The organism is Helicobacter sp. 23-1045 (genome assembly GCF_053654655.1).
Map to the genome: position 1 here is coordinate 119,216 of NZ_JBSIUR010000006.1, position 10,379 is coordinate 129,594.

General features: G+C 39.7%; 10 protein-coding genes. 7 read left to right on the forward strand and 3 right to left on the reverse strand.

Annotated elements, in window-relative coordinates; all coding sequences use genetic code 11:
* Window positions 1-2: 2 nt before the first annotated feature.
* The 3 genes from rpmB to ACWIUE_RS07670 form a co-directional block, all read right to left on the reverse strand.
* On the reverse strand, window positions 3-191 hold the full coding sequence (rpmB, locus tag ACWIUE_RS07660) for a 50S ribosomal protein L28 (RefSeq protein WP_454136133.1): 189 nt from the start codon (window positions 189-191) through the stop codon (window positions 3-5).
* A gap of 70 nt (window positions 192-261) precedes the next feature.
* Complete coding sequence (locus ACWIUE_RS07665; protein ID WP_454136134.1) at window positions 262-927, reverse strand: 16S rRNA (uracil(1498)-N(3))-methyltransferase; 666 nt, start codon at window positions 925-927, stop codon at window positions 262-264.
* Window positions 928-1,323 (reverse strand): hypothetical protein, encoded by a 396-nt coding sequence (locus tag ACWIUE_RS07670; protein WP_454136135.1) that lies wholly within the window; start codon window positions 1,321-1,323, stop codon window positions 928-930.
* Between the two features lie 91 nt (window positions 1,324-1,414).
* Here ACWIUE_RS07670 and hemH point away from each other — a divergent pair, with 91 nt between their 5' ends.
* From hemH to ACWIUE_RS07705, 7 genes are all read left to right on the forward strand, one after another.
* Window positions 1,415-2,440: a ferrochelatase gene (gene hemH / locus ACWIUE_RS07675; RefSeq protein ID WP_454136136.1), complete on the forward strand. Its 1,026-nt coding sequence runs from the start codon at window positions 1,415-1,417 to the stop codon at window positions 2,438-2,440.
* Window positions 2,424-3,275, forward strand: coding sequence for a thioredoxin fold domain-containing protein (locus ACWIUE_RS07680; RefSeq protein WP_454136137.1), 852 nt, complete (start codon window positions 2,424-2,426; stop codon window positions 3,273-3,275). Before hemH ends, ACWIUE_RS07680 begins: the two co-directional genes overlap by 17 nt.
* Window positions 3,272-6,142 (forward strand): cytochrome c biogenesis protein CcsA, encoded by a 2,871-nt coding sequence (ccsA, locus tag ACWIUE_RS07685; protein ID WP_454136138.1) that lies wholly within the window; start codon window positions 3,272-3,274, stop codon window positions 6,140-6,142. Before ACWIUE_RS07680 ends, ccsA begins: the two co-directional genes overlap by 4 nt.
* Before the next feature lie 21 nt (window positions 6,143-6,163).
* Entirely contained in the window at window positions 6,164-8,329 is a 2,166-nt protein-coding gene (locus ACWIUE_RS07690; protein WP_454136139.1) for an ATP synthase F0 subunit B, read from the forward strand.
* 278 nt (window positions 8,330-8,607) lie between these two features.
* Entirely contained in the window at window positions 8,608-9,483 is an 876-nt protein-coding gene (rsmH, locus tag ACWIUE_RS07695; protein ID WP_454136144.1) for a 16S rRNA (cytosine(1402)-N(4))-methyltransferase RsmH, read from the forward strand.
* A complete protein-coding gene (locus ACWIUE_RS07700; RefSeq protein WP_454136140.1) occupies window positions 9,470-10,153 on the forward strand; it encodes a hypothetical protein in 684 nt (227 codons plus the stop codon). The genes rsmH and ACWIUE_RS07700 overlap by 14 nt, the downstream gene beginning before the upstream one ends.
* A gap of 46 nt (window positions 10,154-10,199) precedes the next feature.
* A partial coding sequence (locus ACWIUE_RS07705; protein ID WP_454136141.1) for a hypothetical protein occupies window positions 10,200-10,379 on the forward strand: 180 nt, incomplete at its 3' end.

Here is a 10,379-nt window from a genome sequence, read left to right on the forward strand (position 1 = left end):
ATCTACTTACTTTTTTTCATCGTGCGTAGCGTGGAAGCGGCGACTTTGATTCGCACTCTTGTGCCGTCATCAAGCGTGATTCGCAACGAACGCAAGTTTGGATAAAGTCTGCGCTTTGTTTTGTTGTTTGCGTGGCTGACATTGTTTGCCACCATTGGAGATTTGCCACTAAAAAAACATTTTCTTGCCATTTTTTTGCCTTTCAAAATAAAATTAAAAAGTCGAAATTCTATCGCTTTTTCCTAAAAATTTTGCTTAAATTTAAATCTTTTTTGAGGCTACAAAAATACTTGCGCTTTGTGCGCGTAAGATTAGCGGGTGATTTATGCCACTAACGCAGATTCTGCGATTTTTAAAAAGTTCTCGCTCCCTTTCGCTAAATCCGCCCTCACAGCCGATTATAAATCGCTCAAAATCACGCAGATTTTGCGAATTATTGCAAAAGTCAAGCGCAAGGGCATTGCTATATTTCTCCAAAACTTCATCAAGCGAGGTTAAAATCTCAATCTCCATCTTTTGCAACCGCCCGCACTGCATTGATGAGTTTATCAAAATGGCATTTAATCGCTCCAAATTTATGCGAATATTTTTCTGCGAAAAGTCCGCGTAAAAAAGCGTGATTTTCTCCACAAATAGCTCATTTAGTGTCGGCAAAACTTTATCAAAATCAGCGATTATTGCTTGGATAATGTGCGTTTTGGGCGACTTTTGCGCTACATTCGCAGAATCTAGCAGATTAAAAACGGCATTTTTCCCATTAGATTCTGCGAACTCATAGCGATATAGCGCAGAATCTACCAAATTTGCAAAGTGGAAAATCTCCCCGCGCTTCGCCTTTAATCTCCGCACAATAAAAAGATGATGACTTTGCTTTGAATCTAAAATAATTTGCTTTTGTCCTGCGTTTTTGGCGTAAATAAAGCGCATTCAAACCACCAAAAACGCCACAAAAATTAGCGCATAAACTACATAAAAAATCCGCGCGATTTTCAAATATCTCTCACGAAATCGCAGAATCTGCCGTGCCTTGCGTAATATTTTAATCCTCACAATCTCCAAAATAAACATAAAATTTGCCAAAATCATCAAAGCGATTTTCCCACTCCAAGCAAATCCCATCATCGCCCACACACTAACTCCGCTTAAAAAATCAACAAATAAAAATCCGCAAAATAGTGGCGTTGCGTAAAATGAAATTTTATTTATCTTAACAAAATCTTTGACGCAAAATAATAAAATGCCACAAATTGCGACAATGCAAAGAGTTGCATAATTGATAAACGCGTGAAAAAAAATCGCTTGATTTAGTGCGAATTCCTGCATTTTTGTGCCTTGTGTTTGCAAAATAAAGGGGCAAATTGTAGCGAAAAATTATAAATTTTATTATATGATTGCGTTTTTTAAAGGAAATTTTGTGAAAAAAGTTAAGAACACCAAAACGCCAAACACGCCACACGAAGCAAAAGAAGCAGTTGTCTTGCTGAATATGGGCGGACCGAATAATCTATTTGAAGTGGAAGTATTTTTGCGAAATATGTTCGCAGACCCGCTTATTTTGCGTATTAAAAGTAAGTTTTTGCGAAAAATGGTGGCAAATATGATTATAAATGCCCGCCTCCAAAAAGTCAAAGAAAACTTCAATACAATCGGCGGAAAGTCCCCACTCGCCGAGATAACTTATACTTTGACGCAAAAACTTTGCGAGTTAGATAATGCTCGATTTTACACCTACGCAATGCGCTATGTGCCACCCTATGCTAAAAATGTCGTGGCGGATTTAAAAGAGAAAAACTTTGAAAAAATCACACTTTTTACAATGTATCCGCAGTATTCGACAACTACGACTTTATCCTCTGTGCGGGACTTTTTGGCGGCATTAGATGAGTTAGATTATCATCCAAAGGTGGAGATTGTGGAAGATTATGGGGTAGATTCTGCGTTTATCGCCTCGTGCGTGGAGCAAATCAAAGAGGCGCAAAAAGACTTTGCGATAAATGAAAAGTTTAGCGATTTTATTTTGCTTCTCTCAGCGCACTCAATCCCGCAAAGCGTGGTGGATGATGGCGATATTTATGAAGGCGAGATAAAAAAAAGTGCCGATGCGCTAAAAGTCGCCCTAAAAGAGCAAAAAATCACCTTTAAAGACATAATAATCTGCTATCAATCAAAAGTCGGACCGATGAAGTGGTTGCAACCAAGCACGAGGGACATTATCAAAAAATATCATAATGAAAAGTTGATAATTTATCCGCTTGCATTTACCATTGATAATTATGAGACAAATTTCGAGTTAGATATCGATAATCGCGCACTTGCAGGGGAAATCGGCGTGAAAAAATATATCGTTTGCAAATGTCCAAATTTCTCGCCAATCTTCGTAGAGGCGGTTACAAAACTAGTGCGAAGCAAAAGAAAGGATATAAATGAAGCGAATTTATGAGATTTTGATAGTTTTTTGTGTGCTTTTTTTGAGTGCGTGTGAGAATAAAATCGATGAAAATATCATCTCCAAAGGAAGCGATTTTAGCGCGGAGGCACGGGAAAAATCGCAGAATTTGGATAAGGAAAGTTACAAAGATTTGGCGCATTTATTTTTGGATACTAATGAGATTGACTTTTCGCGTGGGGTGCTAATAATTTTTGGCAAAAATCAATGCAAATATTGCGATATGCTAAAAGATGATATTAAGAAAAATCCCGCAGTGCAGGGGAAAATAGGGGAAAATTTTAATGCGTATTATATAAATACTTCCTACCAAAAAACGCATAAAATTTTTGGCAATTCGTCTCTCACGCAATCTTCGCGGGAGTTTGAAAAATTCTCGCTCGATGAACCGCTAGTTCTATCTCGCTCGAATTTTTCGGCACAACCCACGAATCTCGCGCAAGATACTAGAATTGCGGAGGATACAATAGATTCAAAGGATTCGTCATTGCGAGCGAGCGAAGCGAGCGTGGCAATCCAAGATTCTGCGAACGCAGAATCTAATAAATCTAACACAGATTCTGCGAATCACGCAAAAAACGCAGAATCTAATAAAAATCTTGCAGATTCTGCGATTTCCATTGAGACGCAAGAATTAGCGCAACTTTTTGGCGTCAATCTCACGCCACAAGTTGTTTTTATAAAAGAAGGCAAAGTCAAATATCTTTTCGCAGGTTACATTTTAAATTTTGAAAAAGTCATAGATGAAGTCATCGCAAATAGCGCAGAATCTAGCGATTTTTCCGCGATAAATGAGAGATTAGACAAACTACTAAAAGGCATAAAATGAAAACGCTAAATCTACTTTTTGCTTCGCTGTATTCGGCAATTCCGCTAATGGCAATCTACGCACTCGCCATCGCTGTGGCGACTTTTATTGAGAATGATTATGGCACAAATGCCGCGCGGGTGCTTGTTTATAACACTTGGTTTTTTAACTTTTTGCATTTGTGGTTGCTAATTTCGCTGTGTGGGATTTTGGTGCGCTATAAACTTTGGCAACGCAAGAAATATGCGAGTTTTTTACTGCATTTGAGTTTTGTCATCATCATTTTGGGTGCGGGGATTACGCGATTTTTCGGCGTGGAGGGCATTATGCACATTAGAGAAGGGGAGAGTGCGAGCAGCTTTACAAGTAGTGAGATTTACCTAAATATGCTTGTGATAAGCGATGGACGGAAGTTTGAGATATCGCTACCTACGAATATCAGTTATGTGTCCAAAAAAATGCTAAATGAAAAAATCGCCTTTGGAGATTTGGCATTTGTGATAAAATCAACTGCCATTACGAAGCTAAATAGCGAGAAAAACGACACCACTTCAAAGATGGATGGAGCGATTTTTTATCAAAATAAAGAGTATCCATTTACGCTAATTGGCGGTGGGATGAGTGGCAAAGATGCGGTGATTTCCCTTGATGATGGGACAAATATCATTGTAAATTGGGGAAGCAAGGATGTGGATTTGGGATTTGAGATTGCGCTAGAAAAGTTTATTTTAGAGCGATATCCGGGCTCAAACTCGCCTTCGAGTTATAAATCAATCGTGTTTTTGCGCGATGGCGGAGCGGAAAAAAAGTATGAAATTTTTATGAATAATGTGATGGATTATCGCGGATATCGCTTTTTCCAAAGTTCCTATGATACGGATGAAAAGGGGACGATTTTAAGCGTGAATAATGACCCGGGCAAAATTCCTACTTATGTGGGGTATTTTTTGCTATTTTTGAGTTCCTTTTGGTTGCTATTTGCCAAAAATGGGCGGTTTATGCAGTTAAATAATTTCCTAAAAAATCAAAAGATTTATGGCATTTTATTTTTGTGTGCGATGATTTTCTCGCAGAATCTTGTGGCAGATTCTGCGAAAAATTTAGATTCTGCGGTAGATTCTGCGAAAAAATTAGATTCTGCGGTAGATTCTGCGAATCAAACAAAAATCGCAGAATCTACGCAAAACTCCGCACTCTTAAAGCGAATCGAAGCATTCCGCGCCACCTCCAAACTCCACGCCAAAAAATTCGGCACTTTGCAGGTGCAAAGCAACGATGGCAAGATTAAGACGATGGATACGCTAGCAAGCGATTTGGTGCATAAACTCACAAAGCGAAATAATTTTTTAGGATTTAGCAACACGCAAATTGCGCTAGGGATGCTTCTTTACCCAAATGATTGGAAAAATATCAAAATGCTTCGCATTTCAACGCCACAACTGCGAGAACTTTTAGGACTGCCAAAAAATGAAAAATATGCGTCTTTTATGGACTTTTTCGCAGAATCTAAAAACGCAGAATCTGCGCCAAAAATCGCAGAATCCGCCAAAATCGCAGAATCTAGCGAATATAAACTCAAAAATTACATTGAGGAAGCAACTCGCAAAAATCCCGCGAACCGAAGCAAATTTGACAATGACATAATTGACGCCGATGAGCGCGTGAATATCGCCTATGGCATTTACTCATCGCAGTTTTTTAGATTTTTGCCTGTGCCACAAATGGGGGAAATGTGGATTTCGCCAATCGAAATGCTGACTTTTGCAGGGGAAGATTTGGGCGGGAAAATTCAACTTTTGCTATCAAATTATTTTAGCGCGGTGGAGTTTGGCGTGGAGAGTGGTGATTGGAGTAGGGCAGATTCTGCGCTAGATGCGATAGAAGCGTATCAAGTGGAATTTAGTGCGCCAAATTTGCGTTTGAGTAAGGCAAAACTAAAAGCGGAACTTTTTTTAAATAAAAGCAATATTTTTAAGGCGTTGATTTTGCCATATTTGTGCGCTGGGGTGCTGATTTTCATCGCAATTTTTATTTATATTTTTAGGCAAAATGAGAGATTGAAGGCTGTCCTAAAAGTGCTTTATTATTTTTCGTGTGTGCTGATTTTGACGCATTTTGCGGCGTTAATCTTGCGCTGGTATGTCTCAAATCACGCGCCGTGGAGCAATGCCTATGAGTCAATGCTGTATATTGCCTTTATTTCGGGCGTTGCGGGGGTTGTATTTTTCAAAAAGTCGTATTTGGCGATTGCTGCGGCGAACTTCTTTGCAGGAATGTCGCTCTTTGTGGCGAATTTAGGATTTATGAATCCGCAGATTACAAACCTTATGCCCGTGCTAAAATCTTATTGGTTAAATATTCACGTAAGCGTGATTACGGCGAGTTACGGATTTTTGGGATTGTGCTTTTTGCTTGGGATTATTACGCTTTGTTTGATTATCGCAAACGCATATTTGCGCCAAAAACTAGATTCTACGATAAATTCTATCTCCGCGATTAACGAAATGGCGATGATTTTAGGCATTTTTTTGCTTAGTGCTGGGACATTTTTGGGCGGAATTTGGGCGAATGAAAGTTGGGGGCGATATTGGGGGTGGGATGCAAAAGAGACTTGGTCGCTTGTCTCAATCGGCGTGTATGCGATTATTTTGCACCTGCGACTAATTTTTAGGAAAAATATGCAGTTTATTTTTGCAAGTGCGAGTGTGGTGGGATTTTTTAGTCTTTTGATGACATATTTTGGGGTGAATTATTATTTAAGCGGGTTGCATTCCTATGCTGCTGGCGACCCACTGCCGATTCCAAAATTTTTATATTTTATGGTGGCATTTGTTTTTATTTTGATTATAATTGCATTTAATAAACGCAAAATGGATTCTTGTATTTAAGACTTATTTAAGGAAGGTTTTATGAAAAAGTTTGGATTGTGGATTTTAGGGATTTTGGCGGTAATTTTGGCGGTGGCATTTGTGATGCTTTTCACGCCATTTGGCAATGGGATTTTGAAACCATACATTCAATCACAAATCGATGCAAACTCCCCTGTTAGCGCGAAATTAGAAGTATTTGAGTTGCGCTTTTCATCGTTTAATGTGCTAATAAAGGCACTTGATAATATTGACATTCACGCACACGGCAACTACTCGCTTTTTGGGCGAAGTATCGATGGCGTGCTAAATATTTTGATTAAAAATCCAAGCAATATTAAGGAACTAAGCAGTGTGAATTTAGATGAGAATTTCGCTATTGAAAATCTCATTCGCGGGAAATTTGGCGATTTTAATGTTTTCACAAAGTCAAATATCGCTAATGGAAATATTGACATAAATACCCGCGTGGTGGATTTTATCCCTGTAAAGATTGTGGCAAGTATCATCGGCGTTAAAGTGGAGTCGCTTCTAAAAATCGCAGGGCAAAAACCTTATGCAAGTGGCATTTTCAATCTCAAAGCAGATATTTATGGCGATACAAAGTTTCAATTTAGTGGCGAGGCAAACGCCGAAATAAGCAAGGCAAACCTAAACAACGCACTTGTTAAAAAAGAGTTTAACTTAAAACTGCCAAATAAAACAGATTTTATAACCACCCTAAAAGTCGCATTTGATGGCAAAGAGGCAAAGCATAATTTTAATTTCCTTTCACAAATTGGCAATATCACTTCAAGCGGAAGCACACTAATTGATGAACTAAAAACAATGTCCTCTTATAATGTAAATATCGCGGATTTATCGCCATTTAGCGCGATTGCCGGGATGCCTTTGCGCGGGAGTTTTAGGACAAAAGGCAATATTCAGGGCAATACAAAGTGGTTAAATATTGATGGGAAAAGCGACTTTGCAAGCGGAAATACCGCCTATACGCTATCACTAGAAAATCTCACAAAACCAAAAGACGCGCTAGTGACAATCAATCATTTGAAAATCGATGAAGTGCTTTGGACGCTTATGATGCCACTTTACACAAAGGCAGATATGGACGCCAAAATCGATGTTAAGCAAATCTCAAAGGGCATTTCTGGCACTTATGAGCACACTATCAAAGGCGTAGCGCAAAAAAGCGTGCTTAAAAAGGAATTTGACTTAAATCCGCCAAATGACATTGCCTTCACGCACAGCGCAAATATCGAGTTAGATAACGCCAAAGGCAACTTAAATGCCAAAATAAATAGCGCAGTCGCGGATTTCAGCATAGATTCTGCGAATATTGACGCAAAAGAGTTTGCAATAAATGCGCCCTATAAAATCATCATTAGCGATTTGAAAAAACTCGCATTTGTCACTTCAAAAGAGTTAAAAGGCAATATCATCGCAGGGGGCAATGCGAAATTTGCGGGTGGCAAAGTCTCCGGCGACTTGCAGAGCGAGATTTTTGGCGGGAAACTAACGGCGGTTTTTGATAATAATGTCGCGGATATTAAGTTGATGGATGTTAAGGCATTATCCGTCCTTGATATGCTGCAATATCCGCAGATGTTTGATAGCAGTGTGAATGGCAAGATAAACTATAACATTCTCACACAAAGCGGAACGATGGAGTTTATGGCGACAAATGGGCGATTTACCGAGACAAAGTTAGGTGCGCTGCTGAAAAATACGCTAAATTTCAATTTGGCACAAGAAGTCTATGATGGCATAAAAATCGATGGCAAGATAAATAAAAAGGTGGTAAATGCAAATTTGGAGGCGAGCTCAAAAAGCACCGCGATAACCTCTAAAAACGCCATTATCGACTTTGAAAAGGACAATGTAAATGCTTATTTGAATTTGAGGATTAAAAATGACGAGTTAGGGGCAAATATCAGCGGAAAGGTGAGTTCGCCAAGCATTAGTTTGGATATGAAAAAACTCACAAAAACGATTTTAAACAAAGTGCTTGGCGAGAAAAAAGTGGATGAGATTAAAGATAAGGTAGATTCTGCAAAGCAAAAGGCACAAGAAAAAGTCGATGAGGCAAAGCAAAAGGCACAAGAAAAAGTCGATGAGGCGAAGCAAAAAGCGCAAGAGCAAATCAAAAAAGAGGCAGATAAAGTCGGAGAGCAAATCGAAAATCAACTCAAAAACTTTTTTAGGCGATGAGTTTGAGGCATAAGTCCGTTTTAATCGATGAGGTGGCGGAGTTTTTTGCAGAATCTTGCGTGAAATGCGTAGATTCTGCGAATTATTCAAAAAACGCAGAATCTAAATGCGAATCGTCATTGCGAGGCAGTTTGAGCGAAGCGAAAACAACGAAGCAATCCACACCAAATTGTCATTCTGAGCGAAGCGATAGCGAAGCGAAGAATCTAAAAAAACCAAAAAGAGATTTTTCTCTCGCTTCACTCACTCAAAACGACAAAGCAAAAGCAGATTCTGCGATTTCCCCAAGCACAAAAGGCATTTTCATTGACGCGACTTTGGGACTTGGCGGGCATAGTGAGCGACTTTTGGAGGAAAATCCCGCACTAGAAATCATCGGCATTGACAAAGATAAGATTTCGCTTGATTTCGCAAGGCAGAGATTAGCGCGATTTGGGAGGCGATTTAGCGCGGTGCAGGGGAGTTTTTCGCAAAAATTAGGCGAGATTCTGCGAAGCGGGAGAAAGATTATCGGCGTTTTGGCGGATTTAGGCATTTCATCCCCGCAGGTGGATAATTTGGAGCGCGGATTTAGCGTAAAATCGCCCATCCTTGATATGCGGATGGATTTGGATGCGAGTTTGGATGCAAAATATATATTAAATAATTATCCAAAGGATGAGTTAGAGCGCGTTTTTAGGGACTTTGGCGAGATTAAGGGGGCGACAAAATTAGCAAATCTCATCGCAGAATCTCGCAAAAAAAAGCAAATAATTTCAAGCGAGGATTTATGTCAAATCGCAGAATCTTTTATGCGATTTAAGGGCAAAATCCACCCCGCCACGCTGATTTTTCAAGCACTTCGCATTGAGGTGAATGACGAATTAGGCGAGTTGCGCGACTTTTTAGCGCAACTTCAATCATTAAGCGGCGCAAAAATCGCTATAATTTCATTTCACTCGCTTGAAGATAGAATGGTAAAAACGGCGTTTAAGTCGTGGAGCGCGGATTGTATCTGTGATGAGAGTGCGCTAAAATGCGAGTGCGGGGGCAAAAACGCAAAGGGCGAAATCATCACTAAAAAACCAATCACGCCAAGTGCGGACGAAATCACGCGCAATCCACGCGCTAGAAGTGCAAAAATGAGGTGTTTTAGATTTTATGAAAAAAGATGAATTACGCAGCGGATATAGTTTGGATGACTTTGGAGTGCCCTTTAAAGAGCGACAGGGGCAAAGTTTGCATTTGAAAAAACCGCACTTTGCGGGAGATGCGGGAGATGGTGCAAAAGTGCGAGATTTTGCGAAAGATTCTGCGAAAAACGCAGAATCTGCAAATAATTTTAAGAAAAACGCAGAATCTGCCTCAAATTACGCTCCGCAATTTGAGGGATTTAACGCCATTTTTGAGCAAAACGCAGAATCTAATAAATTCGCAGAATCCAAAAATCCCCCCTCCCTTGCGGAGGGGGTTAGGGGGTGGGTAGTTTCTGCAAATCCCCCAAAAAACGCAGAATCCACATTAGATTCTGCGCCAAATGCGCCAAAAAATCCATTAGATTCTGCGCCCATTTCACACGCCGAAAAACGCGCCCTGCTTCATCCGCTCCCGCAAAAGCAAAGCGATATCAACGCGCTGTTTATGGCACTTGCGATGCTATTTTTAATCTTGCTAATTTTCATACCGCAGGTTTATTTGGCGAACAATATTTATAGCGCGAGTAAAAATATCAATTATTTAAAGACGCAAAAAGAAGCACTGCGCGATGAAAACAGCGATTTGCAAAAGCAGTTAGAAAGTCTAAAATTTAACTTTTTGACGCTAGAAATCGAGGAAATAAAATGACTTTTAGCGCAGAATCTGCGCCAAATCTCCGCAAATAAGGCAGAGTGTGCAGTTTTTCACCGCCCTAAAATCCCATAAATTTCTGTATTTTTTCATCGCATTTTATTGCGTTGTTTTAGTCGCATTCTCGCGCTATGCGCCGAATTTGGATGATTTGTGGTTGTGGATAGAAATTATCGCAAAAAATCAAAATGAAATTTATATGAGTTTTCGCCCGCAAATCGCC

Coding starts and splice junctions, on each gene's coding strand:
- ACWIUE_RS07680 (WP_454136137.1), top strand. CDS start 2,424: ATGAAGCGAATTTATGAGATTTTGATAGTTTTTTGTGTGCTTTTTTTG.
- ACWIUE_RS07700 (WP_454136140.1), top strand. CDS start 9,470: ATGAAAAAAGATGAATTACGCAGCGGATATAGTTTGGATGACTTTGGA.
- ACWIUE_RS07665 (WP_454136134.1), bottom strand. CDS start 927: ATGCGCTTTATTTACGCCAAAAACGCAGGACAAAAGCAAATTATTTTA.
- ACWIUE_RS07690 (WP_454136139.1), top strand. CDS start 6,164: ATGAAAAAGTTTGGATTGTGGATTTTAGGGATTTTGGCGGTAATTTTG.
- ccsA (WP_454136138.1), top strand. CDS start 3,272: ATGAAAACGCTAAATCTACTTTTTGCTTCGCTGTATTCGGCAATTCCG.
- ACWIUE_RS07670 (WP_454136135.1), bottom strand. CDS start 1,323: ATGCAGGAATTCGCACTAAATCAAGCGATTTTTTTTCACGCGTTTATC.
- rpmB (WP_454136133.1), bottom strand. CDS start 191: ATGGCAAGAAAATGTTTTTTTAGTGGCAAATCTCCAATGGTGGCAAAC.